This is a genomic window from Herbaspirillum aquaticum (assembly GCF_002213425.1).
GTDB classification, from domain to species: domain Bacteria; phylum Pseudomonadota; class Gammaproteobacteria; order Burkholderiales; family Burkholderiaceae_D; genus Herbaspirillum; species Herbaspirillum aquaticum.
The window spans coordinates 1-25937 of record NZ_NJGV01000014.1; the positions used below are offsets into that span (position 1 = coordinate 1).

The 25937-nt window shown below is 59.3% G+C and carries 26 protein-coding genes; 8 read left to right on the forward strand and 18 right to left on the reverse strand.

Translation table 11 applies throughout. The features are described from left to right. Positions 1 to 140: 140 nt before the first annotated feature. Positions 141 to 851 (forward strand): hypothetical protein, encoded by a 711-nt coding sequence (locus CEJ45_RS15115; RefSeq protein WP_088755908.1) that lies wholly within the window; start codon positions 141 to 143, stop codon positions 849 to 851. Between the two features lie 146 nt (positions 852 to 997). Here the strand turns inward: CEJ45_RS15115 and CEJ45_RS15120 are convergent, their stop codons facing one another. The 8 genes from CEJ45_RS15120 to CEJ45_RS15150 form a co-directional block, all read right to left on the reverse strand. Next, positions 998 to 1528 (reverse strand): PIN domain-containing protein, encoded by a 531-nt coding sequence (locus CEJ45_RS15120; RefSeq protein WP_088755909.1) that lies wholly within the window; start codon positions 1526 to 1528, stop codon positions 998 to 1000. Next, complete coding sequence (locus tag CEJ45_RS15125; RefSeq protein WP_088755910.1) at positions 1525 to 2262, reverse strand: hypothetical protein; 738 nt, start codon at positions 2260 to 2262, stop codon at positions 1525 to 1527. The genes CEJ45_RS15120 and CEJ45_RS15125 overlap by 4 nt, the downstream gene beginning before the upstream one ends. Positions 2263 to 2316: 54 nt before the next feature. Then, a complete protein-coding gene (gene darG, locus CEJ45_RS15130) occupies positions 2317 to 3387 on the reverse strand; it encodes a type II toxin-antitoxin system antitoxin DNA ADP-ribosyl glycohydrolase DarG (RefSeq protein WP_088755911.1) in 1071 nt (356 codons plus the stop codon). A 1-nt stretch (position 3388) separates the two neighbouring features. Then, positions 3389 to 4018, reverse strand: coding sequence for a type II toxin-antitoxin system toxin DNA ADP-ribosyl transferase DarT (gene darT / locus CEJ45_RS15135; RefSeq protein ID WP_088755912.1), 630 nt, complete (start codon positions 4016 to 4018; stop codon positions 3389 to 3391). A gap of 266 nt (positions 4019 to 4284) precedes the next feature. Beyond that, complete coding sequence (locus tag CEJ45_RS24585; protein WP_141107007.1) at positions 4285 to 4608, reverse strand: hypothetical protein; 324 nt, start codon at positions 4606 to 4608, stop codon at positions 4285 to 4287. A gap of 104 nt (positions 4609 to 4712) precedes the next feature. Continuing rightward, positions 4713 to 5273, reverse strand: a complete 561-nt coding sequence (locus CEJ45_RS15140) for a 3'-5' exonuclease (RefSeq protein ID WP_338152871.1) — start codon at positions 5271 to 5273, stop codon at positions 4713 to 4715. Positions 5274 to 5444: 171 nt separating this feature from the next. After that, entirely contained in the window at positions 5445 to 5690 is a 246-nt protein-coding gene (locus tag CEJ45_RS15145; RefSeq protein ID WP_141107008.1) for a glycosyltransferase family protein, read from the reverse strand. Between the two features lie 14 nt (positions 5691 to 5704). Beyond that, positions 5705 to 6802 (reverse strand): site-specific integrase, encoded by a 1098-nt coding sequence (locus CEJ45_RS15150; RefSeq protein ID WP_088755915.1) that lies wholly within the window; start codon positions 6800 to 6802, stop codon positions 5705 to 5707. Positions 6803 to 7404: 602 nt separating this feature from the next. Here CEJ45_RS15150 and CEJ45_RS15155 point away from each other — a divergent pair. The 4 genes from CEJ45_RS15155 (at position 7405) to CEJ45_RS15170 (ending at position 13148) form a co-directional block, all read left to right on the forward strand. Beyond that, a complete protein-coding gene (locus CEJ45_RS15155; protein WP_241517352.1) occupies positions 7405 to 10248 on the forward strand; it encodes a type VI secretion system Vgr family protein in 2844 nt (947 codons plus the stop codon). 33 nt (positions 10249 to 10281) lie between these two features. Continuing rightward, positions 10282 to 11286 (forward strand): DUF2515 family protein, encoded by a 1005-nt coding sequence (locus CEJ45_RS15160; RefSeq protein WP_088755916.1) that lies wholly within the window; start codon positions 10282 to 10284, stop codon positions 11284 to 11286. A 14-nt stretch (positions 11287 to 11300) separates the two neighbouring features. Beyond that, positions 11301 to 12170 (forward strand): hypothetical protein, encoded by an 870-nt coding sequence (locus CEJ45_RS15165; protein ID WP_241517353.1) that lies wholly within the window; start codon positions 11301 to 11303, stop codon positions 12168 to 12170. Positions 12171 to 12275: 105 nt separating this feature from the next. Beyond that, on the forward strand, positions 12276 to 13148 hold the full coding sequence (locus tag CEJ45_RS15170; RefSeq protein WP_088755918.1) for an Imm71 family immunity protein: 873 nt from the start codon (positions 12276 to 12278) through the stop codon (positions 13146 to 13148). 434 nt (positions 13149 to 13582) lie between these two features. Here the strand turns inward: CEJ45_RS15170 and CEJ45_RS15175 are convergent, their stop codons facing one another. Continuing rightward, positions 13583 to 14491 (reverse strand): LysR family transcriptional regulator, encoded by a 909-nt coding sequence (locus tag CEJ45_RS15175; protein ID WP_088755919.1) that lies wholly within the window; start codon positions 14489 to 14491, stop codon positions 13583 to 13585. Positions 14492 to 14599: 108 nt separating this feature from the next. Between CEJ45_RS15175 and CEJ45_RS15180 the strand changes: the two genes are divergently transcribed. Continuing rightward, on the forward strand, positions 14600 to 15406 hold the full coding sequence (locus tag CEJ45_RS15180) for a substrate-binding domain-containing protein (RefSeq protein ID WP_088755920.1): 807 nt from the start codon (positions 14600 to 14602) through the stop codon (positions 15404 to 15406). Between the two features lie 57 nt (positions 15407 to 15463). Continuing rightward, positions 15464 to 16771, forward strand: a complete 1308-nt coding sequence (gene tcuC, locus CEJ45_RS15185) for an MFS transporter (protein ID WP_088755921.1) — start codon at positions 15464 to 15466, stop codon at positions 16769 to 16771. 20 nt (positions 16772 to 16791) lie between these two features. Here tcuC and CEJ45_RS15190 read toward each other — a convergent pair whose 3' ends face one another. The 9 genes from CEJ45_RS15190 to CEJ45_RS15230 form a co-directional block, all read right to left on the reverse strand. Next, entirely contained in the window at positions 16792 to 17466 is a 675-nt protein-coding gene (locus tag CEJ45_RS15190) for an amino acid ABC transporter permease (RefSeq protein ID WP_088755922.1), read from the reverse strand. Positions 17467 to 17478: 12 nt separating this feature from the next. Continuing rightward, positions 17479 to 18150 (reverse strand): amino acid ABC transporter permease, encoded by a 672-nt coding sequence (locus CEJ45_RS15195; RefSeq protein WP_088755923.1) that lies wholly within the window; start codon positions 18148 to 18150, stop codon positions 17479 to 17481. Positions 18151 to 18153: 3 nt separating this feature from the next. Continuing rightward, positions 18154 to 18903: an amino acid ABC transporter ATP-binding protein gene (locus tag CEJ45_RS15200; protein ID WP_088755924.1), complete on the reverse strand. Its 750-nt coding sequence runs from the start codon at positions 18901 to 18903 to the stop codon at positions 18154 to 18156. A 61-nt stretch (positions 18904 to 18964) separates the two neighbouring features. Beyond that, the gene (locus CEJ45_RS15205) at positions 18965 to 19837 is read right to left on the reverse strand and encodes a transporter substrate-binding domain-containing protein (RefSeq protein ID WP_088755925.1); all 873 of its coding nucleotides are present in this window, start codon (positions 19835 to 19837) and stop codon (positions 18965 to 18967) included. Positions 19838 to 19875: 38 nt separating this feature from the next. Continuing rightward, entirely contained in the window at positions 19876 to 20835 is a 960-nt protein-coding gene (locus CEJ45_RS15210; protein ID WP_088755926.1) for an N-carbamoyl-D-amino-acid hydrolase, read from the reverse strand. Beyond that, positions 20832 to 22304 carry a dihydropyrimidinase gene (gene hydA, locus CEJ45_RS15215; RefSeq protein ID WP_088755927.1) on the reverse strand — a complete coding sequence of 491 codons (1473 nt, stop codon included), beginning with the start codon at positions 22302 to 22304 and terminating at the stop codon, positions 20832 to 20834. Before hydA ends, CEJ45_RS15210 begins: the two co-directional genes overlap by 4 nt. Before the next feature lie 15 nt (positions 22305 to 22319). Beyond that, positions 22320 to 23099 carry an SDR family oxidoreductase gene (locus CEJ45_RS15220; RefSeq protein WP_088755928.1) on the reverse strand — a complete coding sequence of 260 codons (780 nt, stop codon included), beginning with the start codon at positions 23097 to 23099 and terminating at the stop codon, positions 22320 to 22322. Between the two features lie 10 nt (positions 23100 to 23109). Beyond that, positions 23110 to 24051, reverse strand: a complete 942-nt coding sequence (locus CEJ45_RS15225) for a dihydrodipicolinate synthase family protein (RefSeq protein WP_088755929.1) — start codon at positions 24049 to 24051, stop codon at positions 23110 to 23112. 131 nt (positions 24052 to 24182) lie between these two features. Beyond that, positions 24183 to 25127 carry a LysR substrate-binding domain-containing protein gene (locus CEJ45_RS15230; protein ID WP_088755930.1) on the reverse strand — a complete coding sequence of 315 codons (945 nt, stop codon included), beginning with the start codon at positions 25125 to 25127 and terminating at the stop codon, positions 24183 to 24185. Between the two features lie 118 nt (positions 25128 to 25245). On the opposite strand from CEJ45_RS15230, the gene CEJ45_RS15235 reads away from it, so the two are divergent. Beyond that, a complete protein-coding gene (locus CEJ45_RS15235; protein ID WP_088755931.1) occupies positions 25246 to 25932 on the forward strand; it encodes an aspartate/glutamate racemase family protein in 687 nt (228 codons plus the stop codon). The last annotated feature ends 5 nt before the right edge of the window (positions 25933 to 25937 follow it).

Sequence of the window (25937 nt, forward strand, 5' to 3'; positions counted from 1 at the left end):
CAGGATCAGGGCAGCGCTGTTCTGCTGCAAGTGAAGTCATGGATGCAGCTTAAATTCTGGCAAACGCTGTCTTGACGGATGGGTCCACTTTACCCCACTTTAGTACTCAACTAGTTCAGCGCACGGATTTGTCAGAAGAAATGCACAGAAGGCAAATCCTTGCGCTCTACCTGCATGAGTGCGCTCATCGTATTTGCGGTGGAGAGTTCGGCCATGGGGAGATCTTTTCAGCCATGGTCCTTATTCTCTACATCAGAGCAGGTTCATTCTGCGGCAGACCTCTATACCACTCTTTCGCGCTCTACGATATTGACGAAGGACACGATGACCTGCAGGGCGTCCCAAAGGCTATCACCTGGTCAATCAACCAAGCTAATGAGCTTGCGAAATCTTCGCTCTCTGCTGAGGAGTGCGCAGTAAGCCTGGTCATCCGGCATGCTGAATGGCTGGAGGAATTACGGCGAAGAGATAGTGAAAAGGCCGCCCTTGAATCTCGCCGAAAGCAAAATATGATGAGGTGGAATCAGCTTAAATCTGATGTTCGTCGCTGGAAATTTTTAGCTATCACTGCGGGGATCGCATTTCTCACGCTGTTCGTTACTGTGACGTCGCATGCAGACGAAATAGATCAGAAAACCCAAGCGGAATTTGAAGCATATAAACGATCAACGATGATATGGGTGTGCGAGTGTGTCGCAGGAAGGGAAGTATGGTCGTGGAAATCGGTAAAACAGTGGGAAGATGAAGGTTCAATTCGCCGAAAAGAGCTGGACATGTGGGTAGCGCAGAAACGGCCGGGCATATCCCTCTCAGAAGTAGCGCGCTACGCCCTTCAGTCAAGATGCAACTAGGCTAAGAAATTCAGCTCCACAACACAAAATTGAACCGCGCCCTAATCAGCCTTGCGGGCCACTAATTTCCTGAGCTGCGGAGTAAAAATCACGAGGAAGCAATTTTGGAAAAACATATCCAATAAAAAACCAGGCAAACGGGCTTTTTAGATACCGCCGACTCCCGAACCAAAAGCCTCCTGAGATTCGAGGCCACTAAAATCTAACGACGTCTGTTTTTGCTTTAAAGGGATGTCCTTGCTCTGGACGGTCAAGATGCCTAGCCGGGATGCTTCTAGGATCATATTCTCGTCATCGGTATAAATAGTCGAAACTTGATTTTGCCGAGCAATGGCCAATATCTGGCGGTCAATTTTAACTTGCTGCCAAGGGGCCTTTGCCGCTCCCTTTTTTTTCCCTATGGCCATAGCGCCCCGATGGATAAATGCAGCTTCAAATGCAGCAACTTCATCGAATGGGAGAATTCTAATTGCACTCTTTTTTCGCAATCCCATAACAACCGGAGACGTTGCTATATCTGTACCACATAGGAACTCCGCCCATGCAGGCGCTGGCACGCCAATTACGGTTTTACTCGCGATCAGATCCTGAAGAAGGCCCATCAAACGGTCATACGTAAGCTCGCTCTCCTCCATCGTCGCAAGGGAAATTAATATGTTCGCGTCGAAAATAATCATTCAAGACCTCGCAACTTACGCCACGTAGCGATCGGGTCATCAACTGACTTCCAGCCCCCTTTCGGCTGCACAAAAATAGTTTGAACTATCTCATCGAGCGGAGTGGTATCTAGCTCCTCCCACGACTGGATATGAAGCGTATCGATCTCCCAGGTACCAGCAGCATCACGGCACCACTTCCCAACCCCATGAACTCTAATAGGCGCTTCCAAATAGTGATGCGATAACGCTTTGGCGTTCGCCGCACCCCGTATCTGGCAGTTAATTATTTTCCCCTCTTGGTCACGAAGGGTAACGGGAATAGTGTCATCCCGTCCTCCAATTTTAATTACCGTTCCATCGACCGTGGTAGGCTGCATGACAACATAAGTCTCTACAACTGGTGCTTTTCGGCCGGGAAAATCCAATACTTTCCCCCCCCGCTCACGGCTTATTGACCCCACGGCGTTATCAGATCGCAGAAGCGTGTCCAATGCTTTATAGGCTTTCTGCGCTTCAGGATCTGGATCACCCGTTTTGACACTTTGGAGGCGACTATATACCTTGGCGAATGCAGGCTCTTCAACAAAGACCTGCACAATCGCACTACCTTTTTTTAGCTTATCGAAATGAACTCGCTCCTCACTGCCATATAACGCAGCGAGCTCCGCCAGATAACTAGCCAATCTAGCCATTGGCAAAGTCTCCGGAGTAAAGCTATCAATTCGAAATGTTAATTTTTCTCGAGTATCCAAAGCGATCCCAGGGCCAGTATGCTCATTCGCTTAAGTCCAACTTTTTGACACTATTCAGTGGATAGCGCTTTTAGATTCGGTATCCCAACGCAAATCTTTTAGACGAGCCCATGCTTTGTGTAAATGATCGCGCTTTAACGTCGATTTTTTTCTCGCATTCCATTTATGAACTGCTGCAATCGCTTCCTCAACTGAATCGCGCGCCAATGGATCCGCACACATTACCCAATGCATAGAACTAAGGAGCTCTAAACCGTACGGATCTTCAAAACCAGAAATCAGATCGCTAACTCGACTTATACGATCCAATGTCTGCGTGCTGTTCTCTATCCATTGCGATGCTTTTTCAACGGCATCATCAATCAATTCTAAAGGCTTTGTGGGATTATCCTGACCATCCCCGTAGCCTGAAATATAGTGCCCATCAAGCCTAATTAGGACTTGGCGTAAATTCTGAGCATAGGGACCATATGTCTTAGCTTCATACTTCAGGCGCAAGGGCTCTCCAGCCTCTTGAAGAAAATACATGAGCTTATGGACCTCCAACAAACTGACAAATGGATCCATCAAACCTTCGAGATAACGCTCCATCATTACGATCAACGCAGCGCGCCCATCGGTCATTGGAGGAGTCTCTGTATGGTTAGGCATACTTTTAGGTTCGGGGGCCCCGTTAGGCGGATAAAGCTTAACGGCGACCTCCGGCACATCATTGAAGGCTTCTTCAATCAATGGACGAACATCGTCCCAGCTTAGACCGCCATAGCCACAACCAAGAGGGGGCACTGCAATTGAATGAATTCCCAGTTTTTGAACTTGATAAACAAGATCTTGAAGACCGCTTTTTACATCGGCTAATTTACTACGGGATTTCCAGTGAGCCTTCGTTGGAAAATTAACGATCCAACGTGGTCCCCCGACAAGACCACCGAGATCGTAAATATGGACCCGGCCGAGTTGAACCTCACCAGCCCTGCAAGCTGCCTCGTATGCTTTAAACATATTGGGAAATGCCTGCTTGAACTGCAAAGCAATTCCCTTCCCCATCACACCTTCAGTGTTGACGGTGTTAACGAGCGCCTCAGCATCAGCGGTAAGTAAATTGCCGGTTGTGATCTCAATCATTTCAATAGTACCAATTGGGTTCGACTCGGACCCGAGGTTGATGCTGCGAACCCTGAAGAATCGCTTGGACCTTGTTCAGCGCAGCTTGGTTATAACAGCCGATTTTTACGAAAGATGTCCAGGGAAAAAAATCTGCAACTAAGAACTCGGACTGCTTCTTGTGCAACCGTTCGCCCCCCCAGCTATTGGATTCAATGATTTCCCAATCCAACGCCTCAAAGTGAGCAAGCGTATTTCCAAAAGATGCATATGCCGCACCCGCGTTACCATCACTAACAGCCCAAGGCCGTCCTAATTGAATTCCGCTGGCAACTGTGCTGACAAGATGCACGATGTCCTTCTGGCAGCCTTGCGGCCGCCCCGATCTTCCCCCGTTTACTACACAAAGCATTGGGGAACGAGGACATAGATAAAAGGGCACAAACTCCCCCACAAAACGATTTCCACAGCATGTAACGCGAATAGTATCTAAACGGCGCTGCTTAATGTGAGTATATCCAATAGCGGTGGTCGGAACATTCGCCCGAATCATCGCGGCATCCGAGTGCAGACCACGAGCGGCGATGATAGATGCCAGATTATTCACATCCGTTATGTGATAGATATCGATAGTTCGAGGATCAATTGGCATTGTTTCACCCGTGTTCTTGATCCCAACATGATATCAAAGTTTCCTTTTTTGCCACACCGGAATATTTTTGGATCAAAGCAGCTGAGCAGCATAATCGGCCACATGCGCCAATGGAAAATCACCATATCGACGCACTATTTCTGCGTATTTTCCTCATCCAATTATTGCAAATAAAACAATGCCATTCCCGACAGAAAACACCGGCTAGCCAGTGTATGACGGAAGTCATGAGACCTCCTCGGATTACATTGAGTAGCGGATTGTGGTTACACCAGTCGGCCATTTCGCTCAAACCACATAGCTTGGATCTTGGCCTGCCACTCCTCAGCTTGGCGGGCAGATGTGCAGCGTACCTTTACGAGCGGGCAATTAACGTTGTTCAGACGGAAATCAAGATCATTGTTTTCTCTCCTGCCCCCTTTTTCAAGCCAGGACCATCGAATCTCGGCCATCTCTGTAAAAAGGAATAGCTGCGCGCCTCGGCGTGACGCAAACGCAAGCTGTTGTGAATCTGTGTCAAATGCCACGTAATGAGAAGCCCCTATCAACATGTATTGGGGATTGAAGTTCTTGTCTTTGAGAGCCTCCAAGTGTGCTCGTCGGGCACGATCTTCTCGACGATAAAGTGCCCAAATTGCTAAAACACATGCTGAGGCCAAAATAATCATAGCTGTCTGCATAACCATGCTCCGATTTAGGCGCCATTTCTGGTATGTCGGTGCCCCAGAATCCATGGCAAAAGCCCGGCAATATTCTCAGCGTCATCCAGGCCTCGATGGTGCTGGCCGATTAATGGACGACCTACAAGTTCACAGGCCTTCGTCATCCCGACCTGCTTTCCAATCTTCTGAACCTTGGCAAAGGTCTTCTTGGCGTTCTCGTGCGGAAGAGCGATTGGATGCGCCACGTTATGAAATGAGGACTCGCGAATTAACTGCTTGAGGTCATAACTCCCCCAGCTCATCCAAATAGAACCGGGTGCACGGTTTGCTTCAACAAAATCCTTCAATCGCTCAGCTACGACAGAATAAAACGGCGCACCATCCACGTCTGTTTGGGTAATACCAGTAAGTGAAGTACAAAAAGGTGTCAGCAGCGGATTAACCAGCGGCTTAACAAAGTGCTGAAATCGATGAAGTACTTGGCCGGACGAGGTAGCCCAGCAAGCCCCAATTTCGATGATTTCCATGTCATCGGATGCGATTGATCCGTCATCCGAACAAGTTGCCTCTAAGTCGATAATTAGATATTTCACTGATAAATCCAAAGTGAGGTTATTTGGTGGCGCCTTGGCTCCTCATGGGAGTAGGAGCAGTCTGGACTGCTCCTACTCCCATGGGCGATTATTTCCGAATGGTGCGCCGTCAAGGAGCTTTCGCGGCATAAACGCGGTACCCGCATTTATTCCACGGTCTCCTTGACAGAGTTACATAACGGCGTCGTACATATGCCGGCAATGCAAAATTCCCGCGAGATAGCCACTTAGGATACCCAGCTGAGCTTCGGTCTCAGTCAGGCCAATTAGCGCTTGTAACCGATCAAGCGCCATGATGAACGGATCCTCATCCTCCAAAACAACCAAAATCTCATTCATTTTTTGGGAAACCGATTCCTGACTTTCATCAAATGCCGCTTCGATTAACGGCCGAAGAATACTGTCCAATTCGATCATAGAATTCATCATTATTAGCCCAGTTTTTTTGCAAGGTCGCTTGCTCTCAAGTGCGTATAGCGCTTCAACATTTGCAACGTTTTATGGCCCGTAACCGATGCCACTTCCATCAAGTCCAATCCCCGTTCAAAAAATCTACTGGTTGCCTCTCGACGGAGGTCATGGAATCGTAGTCCCGTGATATAGCCAGGGCTCGACGCAATTTCTTTCTCAGCGCATTCTTTTTCGTATTCCTTGCGAGCCCTTCGCTTTGCGGCTTCCCACGCGTCCCGCAGCTGTTTTTCATTCACAGCAAATACATTTTCAGAGGAGGGGTCGGGCAGCTCTTTAATGATTCCAACCGCTCTTCCGCTGAGCGGGATCACTCTGTCTTCACCATTTTTTGTGTCTCGTAGAACCGCAGTATGCGAGAGAATATTCACGTCTTTTCGACGGAGGTTAAGAATCTCTCCCCTACGCGCCCCCGTCTCCACTGCAAATTCAAACAGAGAGGCGACATAGGGATTTCGAGCCTGCTTCAGTTGCACGTAGATTCGCTCATATTCTCCGGCCTCCAGTCTGCGATCACGAGCCTTACCGTTGGCCGGAACCTGAACCGTTCGCACAGGATTTTCCAGACTCATACCCCAACGCCGAATTGCGGCTTGAAAGACGCTCGACAGCAGCATCAAATATTTGCGCAAATTATTTTCCGACCAACCTTCATTTCTGGCAGTGGCCATGAATCGAGAGACAGCGTCGCGACCGACCAAGGAAATCGGCAATCTAGAAATTGGATATCTCTTTAGCTTGCCAATCTTCGTTCGCTCGACTGCAGCCCCTTTCTTAGTAGGAGTTATCTCTCGCTCGTACCGATCAAGCAAGGCACCAAGCGTCATCTGAGCAGCCTCCTGCTTCCGCTGTTTCGCCTCAAGTACAAGTCTGTGCGTGGGATCGATCGTTGCATCCGATTTCATTCGATCCCTGTAGGCACGCGCATCTTGTAGAGAATCGAAGGTTTCATCAACGCGTAGACCTTGGATTGTCAGGCGTACACGGAAGGAATAGCCGTCGCATCTGACGGTAATGTTCTTATCGATGGTTCGTTCTGAGAGTTTTTTGGGAGGTGGCATACAGAGTTAGTTTTGACCAAATTTGACCTAGAAATACGATAAACCGCATCTCTCCCTCTGTCTAAGCCCGTGATATACTCGTTTTTACCGAATTAGTGTCGCTAGCCTCAAAATCCCGCGCCGCAAGGCGTGCCGGTTCGATTCCGGCTCCCGCACCACACAGTATGATTTGAAAATGCACCCTTAAGGGTGCATTTTTATTTTCTGGCTCCGGATCAAGTTCTCGCTCTTGAACAGCACCGAACACTACCTTGCAAGCGCCAGCCGGCATTGAGCAAACAGATCAGCATCACGCCGCTGCGGCCAAGCTCAACAATTGATACGCCCGATAGCTGTTTCCTTGCAGGCGACCGCCGGCCTCCTGCCCGCGTGCCAACATTCTCTCCGCCCCTGAGAACTTTCCGCCTGATTGCCTGTCCTTAAGGCGCTGGCGCCAACACGGCGCACAGCGATTGCAACATTTGTCCTGGCGCCGAGACTGCGCAAACCACCCATCGCCAGCCGATGAAGAAAATGACAACGACAATGGGGCCAAGCACATGATTTCCTCATCCCTCACCTTTCCGGGCCAAGGGCGGTTGCCATGAGCCTGCCCGTTTCCGATGCACTCCAGGGTCATCTCGACCGTGTTCGGCGCCGGTCTGTCACAGCACGCGCGCCTCATCACCCTGCACTCGGCGCAATCTGGCGATTTGCCGGAGTCGCTGGTAGTAGAACGCTTCCACGGCCAGGAAAGCATCAACGACAACTTCCATTTCGATATCGATGCCCTGTCCGTGTCCACTGACCTGGACCTGAAGCAATTCATCGGCAGCGAGATCACCCTGCGCCTGCTGCAAGCCGACGGCAGCAGCCGCGCATGGCACGGCTACTGCACCCAGGCGTGCTGGCTGGGAGCCGACGGCGGGCTGGCACGCTATCGCTTGCGCATGGAATCGTTCCTGTCCTTGCTCGACTTGCGCCGCGACAGCTACCTGTTCCAGGACATGACGGTGACCGAGATCGCCGCCGAACTGTTCAAGCAATACCCGCAAGCCAACTTCTCACTCGACGTGAGCCGCTCGCTGGCCAGGCGTGAGATCTGCACCCAATACCGCGAAAGCGACCTGGCCTTCCTGCGCCGCATCCTGGCTTCGGAAGGCCTGAGTTTTCGTTTCGAGCACGAACAGGATCAGCACGAACGCCCCCGCGATGAAGGACAGGCGCGGGCGCGCCACAAGTTGATCATCTTCGACCCCGATGCCGCGGCGCCTGCCATGCCGGGCGGCTATGACAGCATCCGCTTCCACCGCGTCGCCGCCATGGAGGACAGCGACGCCATCACGGACTTCAGCGCCGTGCGCAGCGTGCAGCCCAATGGCGTGGCCTTGGCGAGCTGGCATCCCGAAAAAATCTCCTCCCCGTCCGCCGAAGACAGCTCCGCACTGGAGGCCGGCGAGCTGCCCTCCTTGCCCGTCTATGACGGCACCGGGCAGCAGGACTTCGCCGACCAGGACGCTGCCTCGACCCACGCACGGCTGATGCTGCAGGCCCTGGAGATGCAGAACAAGCGCTTCGAAGGCGCAGGTTCGGTGCGTCAGCTGGCAGCTGGAGCCCAGTTCTCGCTGCTCCGGCACGAACGCTATCCGGATGGCCAAAACAGCTTCAAGGTCATCAGCGTCAGTCACGCCGCCCGCAACAATTTCGACAGCAATATTGCCCGCCTCCTCGACGACATGGCGGCCCCGGCCGCGAGCGGGTTGTCCGGCAGCGCCACCGCAGACGAACTCAAGTCCGGCACCTATCGCAACCGCTTCGTGGCCGTGCGCGCGGCGGTGCCGGTGGTCCCGCTGGCCATCACCCAGCGACTCAAGCCGACCGCACGCGGTACGCAAACTGCGCTGGTGACGGGCTTGCCCGACGCCGCCGTCACTACGGACCGCAATCACCGGGTCAAGGTGCAATTCCACTGGCAGCGCGGCCAGGTCCCCAATCCCGGCAGCCTGCGCGAGACCGGCAACCTGGAGGACCAGAACGGCAACGCCCCCGGCAATGACGCTTCCGGCACCTGGGTGCGCGTGGCCGAGGCGCAGTCCGGTCCCAACTGGGGCAGCCAGTTCGTCCCGCGTGTGGGTAGTGAAGTCCTGATCGATTTCATCGAGGGCGATATCGATCGTCCGGTCGTGGTCGCCGAGCTCTACAACGGCCAGGATGCACCACCCTTCCCGGCCGGTACCGATTCCGACGCCAATCATGCCGGCGCGATTTCCGGCTGGCACAGCACCGCGCACGACGGTAGCGGATTCAATCAATGGGTGGTCGATGATACGCAGTCACAACTGCGCATGCGGCTGGCCTCCAGTCATGCCAAATCACAGCTCAACCTGGGCCATCTGGTCGAGCAGGCCGATACGGGCGCCCAGCGCGGCAGCTACCGTGGCCAGGGTTTCGAGATGCGCAGCGATGCCTGGGGCGTGGTGCGCGGCGGCGAAGGCCTGCTGCTGTCGTCCACCGCACGGCCGGCCAGCGGGGCCAGCGTGAGCGGCACGCAGATGGACGCCAGGGAAGCAGTCGCGCAATTGAAGGGCGCACGCCAGTTGGTGCAGGCCATGAGCGAGGCCGCCGCCCGGCAGCAGGTACTGCACAGCGCCGCTGCCTTGCAGGCCAAATCCGATTTCATCTCGGTCATCGACCCGGCCGACCTGGGCAAGCATCCGGCCAGCGTCAACGGCCAGGACGCCCTTAAGAGCGATGGCAGTTCCCGCCAGACCGATCCATCGCAAGCGGTCGAAAAATTCGCCAAGCCGGCGGTACTGATGGAGTCCCCTTCCAACATCAACTGGGCCAGCAGCGCATCCACCGTGCTGTATGCAGGTGAAAACCTGCAGTGGACCAGCCAGGGCGACACGCATTGGACGGCCTCCGACACCATCAGCGCGGCCGCAGGCAAGGCCGCCAGTCTCTTCGCGCATGATGGCGGGATCCAGGCCTTCGCCGGCAACGGGCCGGTGTCGCTGCAGGCGCACACCGATGCGCTGGAGGTGCTGGCCGACAAGGATGTCGTGGTCACCAGCGTCAACGACAGCATCGAGATCAAGGCCCGCAACAAGATCGTGCTGCAGGCTGGCCAGTCCTCGGTGACCCTGGAGGGCGGCAACATCACCTTCGCCTGCCCGGGGACGTTTTCGGTCAAGGGGGCAAGCCATGCGTTTGCGGGCGGGGCCGCAGCGTCACCCGATCTGCCAGCCTTGCCAGACACCCGATACAAACTTTATGACGAAGCCTTTGTCGTCAGGGACCCCAATGGTGAACCTCTGCCTGACGTTCCCTATCGCATCAAGAGCTCAGCGGGTGAGCAGATTGCCGCTACGGGCGCTGATGGCATGAGCCAACGGCTGTCCACAGAAGCCAGCGAGAACGTGGAATTTGCCATGGAGTGGTTCAAGGTCATTCCGGCCAAGAACTGATTGTCAAATCGATCAATCAACAGGACATACCTGATGGGTTCGCCAGATACAGCACAGTCACAAACCAATACAACGCTGAAATCCTGCAAGGAACTGAAGTGTGACTGCAACCTGATGTGGTCGATGGTTCAGCAGATGAGCACCAAGCGGCTTTGTACCCTGCATGGACGCAATGAAGGCTCCATCATCCCTGTTTTCAGCGATCGCGCCCGTCGCATCTCGGCCACCTACGCGCGCTTTTATCTGGAGACCGAAGACTATGGCGACCCATCCAAAAAGGGTCGCTTCTACTGGATGGCGCTGGGGGCGTTCGCCAGCAAAACGGTAGCCTGCTCGCTGGACGATCTGCGTGTACCGATCATTGATCCCGTATTCAAGGGGCTGGCAAAGGGCAATTTATGGTTGTTCTATGACATCAGCGGATGGCACTGGTATTACACGCGCTTTCGCAACAGCTTCGACCAATGCGTATCGCGCCGGGATGCCTCTGCCTATATCAAGCCGGTCAGGGATCAGGTCGCCAACTATCCCTGGAAGGATGAAGCACTACCCAAGATCGCCAACATGCATCGGCATGACTACATCGTCGAGGCATTCGACCTGGTCGGGCAGATTGAATCGACCAGGCCCGGAGACGACCAGGAAAGACTCAAGGATCAGCATCTCATGGCCATCGCCAATCATGAGCAAGGTGTGATTCTGCAACCACTGATCTACGATGACGCCTGTTTTGCCGGCTGGGTGTGGGTGCAGCGCTTGCGGGGCATACGCATGCTATCGCCCAAGCTGCAGATGGCCTTCACCAGCGCCTGTGACATCGGCGACAAGAAATTGAAATCGGAGGCGCCCGCCGACACCGTACTGGAAGACTTCCAGAGCCGCATGCAATGGATTGCCAGCGTGGCAGATCTCTTCCACGACTTGATGCAAAGGCAGCGGCCGTACATGGAAAGCCAGTTGAAACCAATGGCCGGCTGGGTCAACATGGACCAGATGCAAAACTATCCTTCAGCCTACATGCTGGGCAGACCGCGCTGAAAGCCACCATTTCGATGATCGTGAACCACCTAACACGCCTTGGCGCAATCTTGTCTGCGGCACTGTTCGTCGCACTCGTGAGCGCCTGCTCCCCCGACCACCCAGACCACGGCCAGAAAATGCCTGAAGCCATCGAGATCACTCCCAACCAGCCCGGCAAGGCACTGCTTGCGCGCTACCCGCACCAGATCAAATCGCTCAACCGCCCGCCCAACGTCAACTTCTATTCGGTGGACTGGCCGCGCAATGCGCTGGGGACGGTTCAGATCAAGACCGGGGAACACGTCATCACAATCCACGACGTGCTCGGCATTTCGGGAAGTGATGATCCCAACTTTGCCAGCGAAGAGATTGTCGAGTGGCATCTGTATGCGGGCCTGGGGAGCGAAGAGGAGATTGCACACGACGTGGCGCGCCAGCGCTTCCTGTCGCTGTTGCAGGCCATCCGCAACGCTGGCTGGCAGCGTTATCAGGGACGTGGCCATCCGCGACTCAAGGGCAGTGCTGCCCTGCGCTACGCATTGAATTCCCGTGTCTATGCGTTGGATCCTGACTATCCGCTCTCGCTGCAAGAGTGGATGAGCATGCCGGACGACAGCCTGTGGCGTTTCCATCTGGAGAACGCCTATCTCACGTTGACCTTGACCCGCGACGCACGGCGCAAGGATGTCAGCAAGAAGGGAGCGTATTTCATCAAACTCTCCCTGGTCGACGCCAACGAGGAGGCCCGCAGGATCGTGGGCCCCGAAAGGCGAGCTGACTGGCAAGCCGCCTTGCCCGAAGAACTGAAGTTGCTCAAACAGGATCGGGAGCACACCGAGCAACTGCTGAAACAGCAAGGGGTGGCGATCGACGAGAGCTACCAGGACCCCAAGCTGCGATAACTGGCTCACTCTACCCGGCCGAACTGCGGTGACGACTCCCTGCAGCATTCGACCGGGCAGGCGGCTCTGCGCGAACCACCCGGGACGCCACCAGGACCTGCCCCTATGCCGTTCCCGCAGCTTCCCGATTCACAGGATCGTCAACGACTGTTTCACCTGCTCAAGAAACTCAGTTCCCTTACCGCCTGGCAGCGCATCTTCCACTTCTACCAGCAATGGGCCGACATGGCCGAGGCCAGCGTGAGGGATGCCGTGAACCAGGGCTGGGACAAACTGACGGGCCTGCCCGAGCGTGACCATGCCCTGATCCTCAAGGGTCTGGCGCATTGCGAGGAAGGCGTGAACCGGCTGCGCCAGGGCAACAAGCTCGTCTTCCGTTACGATGCCAACGGCGAATTCGTGATGGCACGTCGGCCGCTGACTTACTTCCATGAATTCGTCCATCGGGTGCAGACCGGAGACAGCGACATTGACCTGGCGCATACCCCGCGCTGGGATGCATTCTGCGCCATGACCTCCATGCTCGACAGCGCCTGGTCTGAATGCGCCGCCCTGATCCTGGAGAGTCAATACCTGGATCAACCCGCTCCGCTGGTTTTCAATCAAACCTGGCGTGACAAGCTCAACAAGCTGCCTTTTCCGGACAGCCTGTCCCCCGTGCCCGAGCCCTTGCGCAATACCGTAGTGGCCAGTGGCAAGGCACTGCCGTGCTCGGGAATATGGGAACCGGTCGAACTCCCCATGCGCAAATGCGCACCCAGTCTTTTTTCGCGGTCAGCCGAGGCGCCTGACGGCCCCCTGCCGCCAGCCGGGTGCATGAACTACCTGCACGGCGGCTCCGACGCTCCCACCATCGAAGTATTCGACGCCGACGATGAGATCGAGGAGGTTGCTACCCAATGGCGGCTGATCTGGAAGGATGATCGCTATCTCGACGGCTCCATTCCCGACGAAGAGTCTGCTTACACGTTCCCCTAGCCAACCAGAAATGCTGCAGCGCTTGCCGGTGAGCACGGACCGAAAATAATTTTCTGAAAACAAGCAGTATCATTTTTCCGCCGACGGCTATATAATCGCCCCCTCTTCGAAAAAAGACCCCGCAAAAGCACCCCTCAGCGCATGCCGTAAATGGTTTTTTGGACAAGATGCGAAGGCCGGCCAGAGCAACAAGTTGCCCCCGGACTGCAAAAAAATTCACAAAAAGGCCCTCGCAAGCGAGGGCCTTTTTTATGGCCAACGGATTTGCAAATAATTTGCGCAACCCCGTCCGAAACCGCGCCAGCACTGGAAACTTATCCCCGTTTTATGTGCATAAACCTGTGGATAATGCATGAGCGCCCCACGCAAAAGCCGTCCCCGCCTGCCCTCCCAATAAACCGCACAAAATTTAGGCAGCAAGCGTTGCAAGAAAATCATTTACGCGGCTTGCTGGCCATGGCCTCCCGCAGGGCTTGCGCCAGCGTCGCGGCAGCCGGTTTCAACACCCGTCCCTTCAAGGTGATCAAGCCCATGGCCCGGCTCAAGACGGGGCTCGTGACCGGCCGCGCCACAATGCCCTTGTAGGGGGCATTGCGAATGGCCAGCTCCGGCAGCAGCGCCACCCCCAGCCCGGCCGCGACCAGGCTGATGGCGCCGGCCACGTGATTGGTTTCATACTGGATCACCGGCCGCTGCGGCACCCGCGAGAAGGCATTGTCGATCAGGCTGCGGTTGCCGCTGCTGGAGGACACCGACACCAGCTTCTCCCCCGCCAATGATTTCCAGTGCAAGGTGCTCTGCGCGGCCAGCGGATGATGGGACGGCATCACGGCCAGGTAGCGCTCGCGCGTCAATTCCTCGAAATCGATCTCGGCTTCCTGCGCGCCGATGAAATTCACGCCGAAATCAGCCTCCCCCTTGCGCACGCTTTCCAGCACGTCCGCTGCACTCTCGTCGATGATGCGCACCCGCACATTGGCATGGGTGCGTGCATAGGGCTTCAACACCAGCGGCAGCAGGTTGTTGGCCACCGAGGGCACGCAGGCCACCGTCACATGTTCGCGCCGGTGCGCCATGCCCTGCTCGACACTCTTGACGGCCAGCTCCAGTTCCTCCATCACCGCCTGGGCATGCACCAGGAACAATTCGCCCGCCGGGGTGAGCGAGACGCGCCGGGTCGTGCGATCAAAGAGCCTTTCCTGCAAGGCCCGCTCCAGGTTCTCGATACGGCGGCTCAGCGCCGGGGCGGTAATGAACAGGCCTTCGGCGGCCGCACGAAAGCTCGACTGGCGTGCCACGGCGATGAAGGCCTGCAATTCGGCGGTCTCGATATTGATGCGCATTTTTTATCAATCCCCAGATTAATTGCAATTAACTTTTCAACCGATTCTACGCAAACTGCCGGGTCTCATCCCCAAAACATCGAAATAACACGCCAACAGGAGATCCGCATGATCCGTTCCGCTCCCACTGCGCGCACCCTGCGCACTTCCCTTTTCCAACGCAGCGTCCTGGCCCTGGCCCTGGGCGCAATGAGTTCCCTGGCCGCTGCCGCCGACCTCCATGTGGTCAGCTCGGGTGGCTTTGCTGCCGCCTACAAGGCATTGGCCCCTGTCTTCGAACAGAAGACCGGCCACAAACTCATCTCCGGCTGGGGCCCCTCGATGGGCGAAACGCCGCAAGCCATTCCCAACCGCATCAAGCGCGGTGAGCAGATCGACGTGGTCATCATGGTCGGCGACTCACTGGACAAGCTGGTGGCCGAAGGCAAGGTCTCCAAGTCCGAGCACAAGCTGCTGGCCCTCTCGCGCATCGGCCTGGCCGTCAAGGCGGGCGCACCCAAGCCGGACATCTCCACGATCGATGCCTTCAAACGCACCCTGCTGACGGCCCATTCGGTGGTCTACTCCGACAGCGCCAGCGGCGTCTTCCTCTCCACCAAACTGTTCAAGCGCCTGGGCATCGACCAGCAGATGGCCTACAAGGGCCGCATGATCCCGGCCGAGCCGGTGGGCGAAGTGATCGCCCGTGGCGAGGCCGAAGTGGGCCTGCAGCAGATCTCCGAATTGAAGCCGGTCAAGGGCATCGACATCATCGGCCCGATCCCCGAAAGTGCCCAGCAGCTCACGCCCTTCTCCGCCGGTGTGGTAGTCGGCACCCACGAGCCGGAAGCGGCCAAGCAATTGCTGGACTTCCTCTCTTCCCCGGAAGCTGAGGCGGCCATCAAGGCATCCGGCCTGGATCCGGCACGCCGCTGAACCATGTGAAGCAAGGCGCCGAAATACGGCGCCAAAGAGAGAACGAGAGAGACCGACATGAACACAACAACCACAACGAGCAGCACCGCCAAACACTCCAAGCTGTCCACCGTCCTGCGCGTGACCAGCGGCAACTTCCTGGAGATGTTCGACTTCTTCCTGTATGGCTTCTATGCCAGCTACATCTCCAGGACCTTCTTCCCGTCGGACAACGAGTTCGTTTCGCTGATCCTGACCTTCGGCACCTTCGGTGCGGGCTTCCTGATGCGCCCGCTCGGCGCCATCATCCTGGGCAGCTACATCGATCGCGTGGGCCGTCGCCAGGGACTCATCGTGACCCAGGCCATCATGGCCATCGGCACCCTGTTGATTGCCTTCGTGCCCGGCTATGCCACCATCGGCATGGCCGCACCGATCCTGGTGCTCACAGGGCGATTGCTGCAGGGGTTTTCGGCGGGGGTGGAACTGGGCGGCGTGTCGGTCTATCTGGCCGAGATGGCCACGCCCGGCAACAAGGGCTTTTACGTGAGCTGGCAGTCGGCCAGCCAGCAGGCGGCCATCATGGCGTCCGCCTTGATCGGCTACCTGGTCAGCCAGTGGCTCTCGCCGGTGCAGATCAGCGAATGGGGCTGGCGCATTCCCTTCTTCATCGGCTGCATGATCGTGCCGGCCATCTTCATCATCCGTCGCTCGCTGCAGGAAACGGAAGAATTCCTGGCCCGCAAGCGTCATCCTAGTTTTGGTGAAATCATGGGCTCCATCGCCCAGAACTGGAAGATCGTGGTGGCCGGCATGATGATGGTGGTGATGACGACCGTCTCGTTCTATCTCATCACGGTCTATACGCCGACCTTCGGCAAGAACGTGCTCAAGCTGTCGGCTTCCGACAGTCTCATCGTGACCTTCTGCGTGGGCTTGTCCAACTTCTGCTGGCTGCCCATCATGGGCGCATTGTCGGACCGCGTGGGACGCCGTCCGGTACTGGTGGCCTTCACGCTCTTGACCTTGCTGACGGCCTATCCGGTGATGTCATGGCTGGTGTCGGACATCAGCTTCAAGAACCTGCTGATCACCGAACTGTGGCTGTCCTTCCTCTACGCCAGCTACAACGGCGCCGCCGTGGTGGCGCTGACCGAAGTGATGCCGGCGCACGTGCGCACGGTGGGCTTCTCGCTGGCCTACAGCCTGGCCACTGCCATCTTCGGCGGCTTCACGCCGCTGGTCTCGACCTGGCTGATCGAAACCTCGGGTGACAAGGCCGCACCGGGTTACTGGATGAGCTTTGCAGCGGTGTGCGGGCTGGTAGCGACGCTGGTGCTGTATCGCGGCAAGAGCGTAGCGGCCACCGCCAGTTCGACTGCCTGAACCTCGCGCCGCCAGTCCTGTCAGTGCAGGCTGCGGCCCCGGTGCTCCAGCCGCGACAGCCAGCGCACCAAGGGCAGCAGCAGCACCAGATAGAGCAAGGCTGCCAGTACGATGGGCGAAGGGTTGTAGACCAGCGACTGCGCATCGCGTGCTACCCGCAGCAGTTCAGGCAAGGCCACCACGCTGGCAATGGTAGTCAGCTTGATGACCTCGATGCCATTGCCGACCAGGTCCGGCAAGGCGTTGCGCACGGCCTGCGGCACGATCACCCAGGCCAGCGCCTGGGTGCGCGACAGGCCGGTCGAACGCGCGGCTTCCATCTGGCCGCTGGGCACGCTTTCTATGCCGGCGCGCAGCACCTCGGCAAAATAGCTGGAGTTGTTGAACATGAAGCCCAGCGCCACGGCCAGCAGCTTGGGCAGCTCCAGCCCGAGGAAGGGTGCGCCGAAATAGATCAGGATCAACAGCACCAGCGGCGGAAAGGAGCGGAAGAAATCCACGTACACTGCCACCGCAATGCGCACCGTGCGCGAACGGCTCTGGGTGGCCAGCAAGGCCAGCAGCAAGCCCGATACCACGCCGATGGGGATCACCAGCAGCGACAGCCACACCGTGGTCCACAAGCCGCCCAGCAGGAAGGGCAGGACCTGGCGATAGACCTCCAGGTTGAAGAAATTCTGCAGCAAGGCGTCCATGACGGCGCTCTCCTATCGTTTCCAGCGCCAGCGGGTTTCCAGCCAGCGCGCCAACAAGACCACCGGAATGAAGATCACCAGGTAAGCCGCCGCCCCCAGCATCAGTGGCGTGGGATTGCCGGCATTGCTGCTGGCGGCCTGGGCGGTGTTGAGGATCTCCGACAAGGCCACCACCGATCCCAGTGCGGTGTTCTTGGTAATGGAGATGACCCGGTTGGTCAGCGGCGGCACCGCCATGCGCAAGGCCTGCGGCAGGATCACGGCGGCCATGGTCTGCCCCCATGACAGGCCGGTCGAACGCGCTGCCTCGCTCTGGCCGCGCGGCAAGGCGGCGATGCCGGCCCAGATGCTTTCCTCGGCGTAGGCGGCCAGCACCAGGGTCAGCGCCAGCCAGGTCGCGGTGAAGGACGACATGGCCAGGTCGATATACGGAAACGCAAAGAAAAGCACGATGATCAGGATCAGCGGCGGCAAGGCCCGCATGACATCGGCAAAGGCGACCACCAGCCACACCAGGCCGCGCTTGCCGGTGGCGCGCAGCACCGCCAGCAACAGCCCCAGCAGCAGGCCGGAGGCAATCACCGCCAGGCTCAGCAGGACGGTCACGCCCATGCCGCGCAGGATGTCCGGCCAGTAGCGCGCCGCGATCTCGGCATTGAAGAAGGTAAAAAGAAATTGCTCCATGGCTCAGCCGTGCTGTGCGAAGCGCGCCACGAAGGCCTTGGTGCGTGCCTGCTGCGGATCGCCGAAGATCTGTTCGGGCGGTCCCTCCTCGACGATCACGCCACCGTCCATGAAGACCACACGGTCAGCTGCCGCACGGGCAAAGGCCATTTCGTGCGTGACGACCAGCATGGTCATGCCGGCCTCGCGCAACTGCCGCATCACCTGCAGCACGCTGCCGACCAGTTCGGGGTCGAGGGCGCTGGTAGGTTCATCGAAGAGCATCACCTTGGGCTCCAGCGCGATGCCGCGTGCAATGCCCACGCGCTGCTGCTGGCCGCCGGAGAGCTGGCCGGGAAAGGCGCCTGCCTTCTCCAGCATGCCCACCTGTTCCAGGGCCCGGCGCGCGCGCCGTTCGGCCTCGGCATGCGGATGCTTCTGGACCTTCTTCAGGGCCAGCATCACGTTGCCCAGCACGCTCATGTGCGGATAGAGGTTGAACTGCTGGAACACCATGCCGATTTTCTGGCGCACGGCATTGAGGTCGGTGCGGGCATGCATGATGTCCTGCCCATCCACCACGATCTGGCCGGCGCTGGGTTCTTCGAGCCGGTTGCAGCAACGCAGCATGGTGCTCTTGCCCGAACCGGACGGGCCGATCACGCAGATCAGCTGGCCCGGCCGCACGCGCAGGTCGATCCCGCGCAGGACGGTATTGCCTTCATAGGACTTGTGCAGGCCGACGATTTCTAGGATGGGAGCGGCAAGGTTCATGGAGGCTTCTGTCTCGGTTCAGGCGGTCGGCATCAAGTTCTTCTCAGTGGGCTCAGTGCGCTCAGTTGCACTTGAGCGTCACCGGGGTCGGATCGTAACCATCCAGGCCCGGCACGCCCTGCCCCACCCCCACCTTGACCACGGTGGCATCCGGTGCCGGGGTATAGCCGAACCACTTCTGCGCGATCTTGCCCAGCGTGCCGTCTTGCTTCATGCACTTGAGCGCCATGCCGGCCGCGTCGCGCCCGGCCTTGTCATCCAGGCGGAAGGCCAGCGCCCAGACCAGGCCAGTCTTGACGGTGTAGGTGGTCTGCACGGCCGGATTCTGCTTGGCGGCCCAGGCGGCCACGGTGCTGCCGGCCAGGTTGGCATCGGCGCGGCCGGATTGCACTGCCTGCACCGCATCGGCATTGTTGCCATAGACGTCGTACTTGAAACCATACTTGGGGGCGTTGTCACGCGCCCAGAGTTCATAGGCCGAGCCCTTGTTGACCGAGATGGTCTTGCCCTTCAGGTCGTCCAGCGCATTGATGGGCGCAGCGCCCTTCTTGATGACGAAGGTGTAGTCGGTATCCAGGTAGCCTTCAGTGAAAAGCATGGCCTTGGCGCGCTCTGGGGTGGCCGTCACGGGCGCCAGCACGAAGTCATATTTCTTGGCGTTCAGGCCCGGCACCAGGCCGGAAAATTCGGTCCCTTCGATCTCGATCTTGCGCCCCAGGCGGCGGGCCAGTTCTTCGCCCAGGTCGATGTTGAAGCCTTGCAGACCGCCACCCAGCTTGACCATCGCATGCGGCGCAAAGGTGGCATCCACCCCGGTGCGCAGCGGGCCGCCCTGGGCCATGGCACCGGCCGACAGCAATGCACTGGCCGACAGCACGGCCAGCAGGGAGGACTTCAGGGAAGACTTGGAAGGCAGGACCAGGAACGGAAACATCGCAACACTCCTCGATTGGGTGGAAGGTGGACAGTGATTCAGGTAGACAGCTCGGACGGGGCCAGCGGCGCGCCGGCCCCGGTGCGCTCGACGATGAGACGGTAATGCTCCGGACGGCGGTGCTTGGCGAAATTGAAGACGTGCTGCAGGAAGGTTTCACCCAGTTGCAGGTCGCAACTGGCGAAGATCACCTCATCCTCCTCACCCTGCGCCTGCGCCACGATCTCGCCGGAAGGTGCCACGATGGCCGAACCGCCGATCATGTGGAAACCATCCTCGAAGCCGCACTTGGCGGCGGCCGCCACCCACAATCCGTTCTGGTAGGCGTTGGCCTGCAGCGACAGCAGGTGGTGGAACATGCGCAAATGGGGCGGTTCGTTCCAGTGGATGTTCCAGGACGGCGTGTTGTAGCCCAGCGTGACGATGCGTGCGCTCTGCAGGCTCATGACGCGATAGGTCTCGGGCCAGCGGCGGTCATTGCACAGGCACTGGCCGATGCGCGTGCCCAGCATGTCAGTGACACCAAAGCCGTCGTTGCCGACCTCGAAGTATTTCTTCTCCAGATGCTGGAAGGGTGCATCAGGTTTGTGGTCGCTGTGCCCGGGCAGGTGGATCTTGCGATAGCGCGCCACGATCCGGGCTGTTTCATCCACCAGGATGGCGGTGTTGTAGTGGTGGCCATCGGGCGTCAATTCACCATAGCCCAGGTAGAAGCCGATCCTGAGCCGCGCGGCCAGTTCGAACAAGGGCCGGGTCTGCGGGCCGGGCATCTCGGCCTCGAAGAAGCGCGCATCGACCTCGGCCTGGTCTTCCATCCAGTAACGCGGGAAGAAGGTCGTCAGTGCCAATTCCGGAAACACCACCATCTTCGCACCACGGGCGGCGGCCTCGCGCATCATCTCCAGCAGGCGGCGCACCACCGTGGTCCGGTCTTCGGCCAGTTGCACCGGCCCCATCTGGGCCACGGCCAGGCCGAAACGATTGTCCTTGTTGCTCATTGCGATTCCCATGCCTTTCCCTTGAGGCCGAGCAAGCCCGGCAGATGGCTGCGTGTCGGCCGCTGCGCAATGCTGGCTGGCGCCGGACACTGGCGTGCGATGAAGCGGCCCGAACCGCGCGCCACTTTCAGTTCACCCTCGCTGACCACCACGCGGCCGCGGCTGGCGACCACTTCCGGCCAGCCCCGGATCTGCCGCCCTTCATAGGGCGTATAGCCGACGTTGTCGTGCAGCAGTGCCGCCGTGATGGTGGTCTCGCGTTCCGGGTTCCAGATCACCAGATCGGCATCGAGCCCCTCGGCGATGTTGCCCTTGCAGTGCGACAGCCCATACATGTGGGCGTGATTGGTCGCCGTCAGGCGCACGAATTCGTGGATGTCGAGACGGCCCTTCAGCACGCCTTCGGAAAACAGCAGCGGCAGGCGCAGCTCGATGCCCGGCACGCCATTGGCCATTTCCTTGAAGGTGGTGTCTTCGCCGCGCGGCAGCTTGCCGCTCTCGTCGAAGCGATACGGGGCATGGTCGGAGGAGTACATGCCCAGCGTGCCGTCCTTGAGCCCGGCCCAGACCGCCTCCTGGGCGTTGGCATCGCGCGGCGGCGGGCTGCAGCAATACTTGGCCCCTTCCACGCCGGGCAGGTCGATATCCTCCGCCGTGAGGAACAGGTATTGCGGGCAGCTCTCGGCGTAGATCTGCGCACCCAGCAGCCTGGCATTGCGAATGGTCTGCACCGTCTCGGCCCCGGCCACGTGCACGATCAACACCGGCACGCCGATCAGGCGCGACAAGGCAATGGCGCGATGGCTGGCCTCAGCCTCGGCCAGCGGATCGTGCGCCACCGCGTGGAACTTGGGGGCGGTATGTCCCTGGTCCAGCAGGCGCGAGGCGAGCCAGCGGATCATGTCGTGGTTCTCCGCATGGATCATCACCAGCGCCCCTTCGCGGCCGGCCAGCGCCATCACGTCCAGCAGCTGGTAATCATCGAGCTTGAGGGCGTTGTAGGTCATGTAGACCTTCAGCGAGGTGATGCCTTCGCGGATGGCCTGCGGCAAGTCGTGCTGCAGGGCCTGCTCGTCGGGATCGGCCAGGATCAGGTGGAAGCCATAGTCGATCACCGCCTTCTCGCGGGCGCGTTGCGCATAATCGGCGATCACGTCGGGGATGCGATTGCCGCGATGCTGGGCCGCGAACGGGATGATGGTGGTGGTGCCGCCGAAAGCCGCCGAGACCGAACCCGAATAGAAATCATCGGCACACATCATGCCCATGCCGGAGAGCTGCTCGATGTGGCAATGGCTGTCGATGCCGCCAGGCAGGACCCAGCGTCCGGCGGCGTCGATGTCCTCGCGTCCCGGCGGCAGGCCCGGCGCGATGCGCGCGATCACGCCGTCCTTGACGCCGATATCGGCAAAGAAGGTCTCACGGTCGGTAGAGATGCGGCCGTTGCGGATGGTGAGGTCGAAGTCCATGCAGGAGTCTTGAGGTCAGAAGGTTCCGGGATAGGCGCCGCCATCCATGAGCAGGTTTTGTCCGGTGACAAAACCTGCCTGGGCGCTGCACAGCCAGGCACAGGCGTCGCCGAATTCGGCCGGCTGGCCGAAGCGGCGGGCCGGGTTGGCCGCACGGCGGGCAGCCAGCACGTCCTCTGCCGACTTGCCGCTGCCGCGTGCGCTGGCTGCAGCCGTCGCCAGCAGCCGCTCAGTCTCGAAAGGACCCGGCAGCAGGTTGTTGATGGTCACGTTGCGGGCCACGGTCGTCCTGGCCAGGCCGGCGACGAAGCCGGTCAGGCCGGAACGTGCGCCATTGGACAAACCGAGGATGTCGATGGGCGCCTTCACCGCACCGGAGGTGATGTTGACGATACGGCCGAAGCCGCGCTGCATCATGCCATCCACGGTGGCCTTGATCAGTGCTATGGGGGTGAGCATGTTGGCATCGATGGCGGCGATCCAGTCCTCGCGCGACCATTCGCGAAAATCGCCCGGCTTGGGGCCGCCGGCGTTGGTGACCAGGATGTCCGGCGCGGGACAGGCCGCCAGCGCCAGCGCGCGGCCCTCGGGCGTGGTGATGTCGCCCGCGACCGTCGTGACGGTGGCCCCGGTGGCTGCACGCACCTGCTGTGCTGCCGCTTCGAGGACTTCCGCCCCGCGTGCGGTCATGGTCACGGCCACCCCCTCGCGTGCCAGCGAGATGGCACAGGCCAGGCCCAGGCCTTTGCTGGAGGCGCATACCAGGGCGCGTCGCCCGCTGATTCCCAGATCCATCGGCGGCTCCTCAAGCGATGACCAGCGCGCCGCGCTGATCCAGGTCCAGGCCGACGCGGGCGATCACGGCTTCCAGTTCACGCTCGGTCTCGGGATCGATGCGCATGCCCGGCGAACGGATGGCATCGCTGCTGATGACGCCCCGCTTGCGATAGACATACTTGCGCAGCGACAGTCCGATCTTGGGCTGGAACTCATAACGGATCAGCGGGCAATACTTGTCGAAGGTGGCCGCCGCTCCCGCCAGGTCACCGGCGGCGAACTGGTCGTAGATGCGCACCAGGATCTCCGGGAAGGCAAAGCCGGTCATGGTGCCGACCGCACCACGCTGCAGCTCTTCGAGGAAATACACGCCGCCCAGGCCGCCGAAGATGCGCATCGATTCACCGGCCAGGTCGCGGATGCGGCTGATCTTCTGGCCCACCGGCGGCTCTTCCATCTTGATGAAATTGACGCCGCCTTCCTGTCCCAGGCGGGCAATCACCTCGGCCTTGATTTCGGTCCCGAAGGAATCGGGGAAATCATGGATCACCACGGGGATGGAAAGCGCTGCGGCCAGCGACTTGTAATAGTCGAATTGCACTGCATCGGACGCCATGTCCAGCGGTGCTGCAAAGACGGCAGCCGCGCCCGCCTCGGCCGCTTCCGTAGCTTGCTCGATGGCACCGGCCAGGCCCAGGGCGCGCACGCCGACCCAGACCGGCACCCGTCCTGCCGCACACTTGACGAAAGTTGACGTCACCGCGCGGCGCTCGGCGTTGGAGAGCTTGTGCGCTTCGCCCAGGAAACCGAGGATGGCCAGGCCCGATACGCCGGCTTCGATCTGGAACTCCACCAGGGTGGCGATGCTGCCCAGGTCCAGTGCGCCATCGGCGTGGAAAGGCGTGGGGCAGATGGTATAGACACCGCGCGCAGTGGCCAGCGCGGAAGCAGGGGCGAGAGTTGAAGACATGCGCGACGTTCCATGAAAAAAGAGTGGGCACGGCGGCCAACCTGGCGGCGGACCGGAGAAGTTGCAAACGATTGTCGTGGAGTCATCTGCGCTTGTCGCTTGCCTTTTTGTGTGCTTGCCTTAACGTCGTGTTAATCGCCGGTTCCAGCCGATATGTTCGTTTCTTCATCAGGCAGGCCATATCCCTGCGTGCGCACCAGCTGCTGCAGTTCGGCGATGAAGGCCTGGGTCAATTGCGAGAGCGGCTCGGTACGTACATGCACCAGGTTGGCCCGCAGGATGGGGGCACGGGCCACCGGCCGCACCACCATCTGGCTGGTACCGGCCCAGCTGCGCACCGAGAATTCATCGACCAGCGCCACCCCCGCCCCCATCTGCACCAGCGAACAAGCATTCTGGGGCGAGCCCACTTCCATGATGGGGCGCAAGGGCTCTTCCTCGGTCTGGTAGAAGCGCCCGACGATGCCGCCGAAGGGGGAATCGCGGTTGTAGGAGATCAGCGGGAAGGGCTGCAGGTCAGCCAGGGTCAGGGTGCCGCGGCGGGTCAGCTCATGGTTGTAGGGCAGCACGCACACCAGGCGGTTGCTGCACAAGGGGGTGACCTGCAGGCTGGGATGCTCCATCGGCAGGATGATGATGCCCAGGTCCGCCTGGCGCGACAGCAGGCGGTCCTTGAGATAACCATAGTTGAGGCAGTGGAAGGTCAGCTTGACCTCCGGATGGCGGTTGCGGAACAGCGCGATGGCCTGCGGGATCAGCATCTGCCCGATGCTCGGGCTGGAGACGATGTTGAGGATGCCGCTGCGGTTTTCCGACAGGTCGGTGGCCAGCTCGTTGACGCGCTGCACGGCCTGGTACACGTGCTCCACTTCATGGAACAGCTTCTTGGCCTCGGGTGTGGCATACAGCCTGCCCTTGATGCGTTCGAACAGGGCGAAGCCGACCCGTTGCTCGGTGTGGGACAGCAGGCGGCTCACCGCCGGCTGCGAAACGAACAGCAATTGCGAGGCGCCGCTGATGGAGCCGGTCGTCATGACCGCCCGAAACACCTCGATCTGGCGCAGGTTCAGTGCCATGGATCCTCATCGCGCATAACAGCATGTTAAGGGGAACCAACAAATGAGCAAGGAGCATGCCCGTCGGCCTGGGGTAGAGTCGTTGCCTGTGCTGACTCCTGTTTTGCGAGAAACCATCATGTCCCTTGTCCCGGCCGACGGCCCTGCCCTGTTCGTCATCAACCCCAATAGTACGGCCGTCGTCACGCGCGGCATCGATGCCGCGATGGCGCCGCTGCGCATGGCCGGAGGACCGGCCATCGAATGCCTGTCGCTGCCCTCGGGCCCGCCCGGCATCCAGACCCAGCAGGACGTGGACAGCGTGGCCCCTCAGCTGGTGGCGCTGGCGCGCTCCTTGCGTGCCCGCGCAGGGGCCTTCGTGATTGCCTGCTATTCCGATCCCGGATTGCATGCGGTGCGCGAGGCGGTGGATGTGCCGGTGCTGGGCATCATGGAAAGTGGCGTGCTCACGGCCCTGACACTGGGCCAGCGCTTCGGCGTCATCGCCATCCTGCCGGGTTCCATTCCGCGCCATCTGCGCGCCTATGGTGCGATGGGCGTGCAGTCCCGGCTGGCGGGCGAGCTGGCCATCGGCCTGAACGTGACCGAACTGGCCGACTACGACCGCACGCTGGCGCGCATGCGCGAGGTGGGCTTGCGCTTGCGCGATACGCAGGGAGCCGATGTCATCGTCATGGGCTGCGCCGGCATGGCAGTCTATCGGGACGCCTTGCAGGAAGCGCTGGGCATACCCGTGGTGGAACCCAGCCAGGCGGCAGCGGCGATGGCCATCGGCCGCATCAAGATGAACTGGCATGGCGCCTGAGGACC